Origin of the sequence: Bartonella massiliensis, assembly GCF_902150025.1 — a bacterium.
In the GTDB taxonomy this organism is placed as follows: domain Bacteria; phylum Pseudomonadota; class Alphaproteobacteria; order Rhizobiales; family Rhizobiaceae; genus Bartonella; species Bartonella massiliensis.
Map to the genome: position 1 here is coordinate 1 of NZ_CABFVS010000080.1, position 651 is coordinate 651.

The 651-nt window shown below is 34.6% G+C and carries 1 protein-coding gene; it reads right to left on the reverse strand.

Annotated features, from left to right (window positions below; all coding sequences use genetic code 11):
* Positions 1-175: 175 nt before the first annotated feature.
* Positions 176-651 (reverse strand): LbetaH domain-containing protein (locus FNZ60_RS09505; protein ID WP_142417299.1); only part of this gene is annotated, 476 nt, incomplete at its 5' end.

Below are 651 nucleotides of genomic sequence, written 5' to 3' on the forward strand. Positions count from 1 at the left end.
CGATAAAGATTTATAATATTTCGAGTACGTGCGTGTTTGATTTGTTTAATTTCGCTGGTTAATTCATATTTTTTAGACATAAGAATACCCTCACAATCTAATGTGATAAACATTTGCTAAAATTTGGAATGGAAAGTTTGAAAGAGGGGCGCCCCCGCAACGCCGCTGCTTTTATTTATGCAACGTCTTTTATGGTTTGATCACAGATCTTCATATGACCATTCAATTTTTTGGTATCTATATATGAATTGCCAAAAACACTCACTTTATCGCAAATGTATGTATAGCCTGTAATTTTTGCATTTTCATAAATACAAGCATCATCACAAACCACAGCAAAAAACCAGACTTGAGCATTGTCATAAATTTTAGCATTGCCATAAGCTTGCGCATAGCCAGTCAATAAAGCGTTATCATAGATTTTTGCATGCCCTTTTATAACAGCCCTGTCAGAGACCTCAGCATGATTCAAAACGCAGGCATAATCGTAAACAAAAGTTCTTCCAAAAACCAAGGCATTATCAGCAACCCTTGCATTGTCATAAATTCTTGCACAATCAAAAACTTTAGCATTGCCTTCAATTTTTGCATTGTCGAAAACATAAGCTTCATTCAAGACTTTAGCATTATCAGAAACATGAGCATTATTAT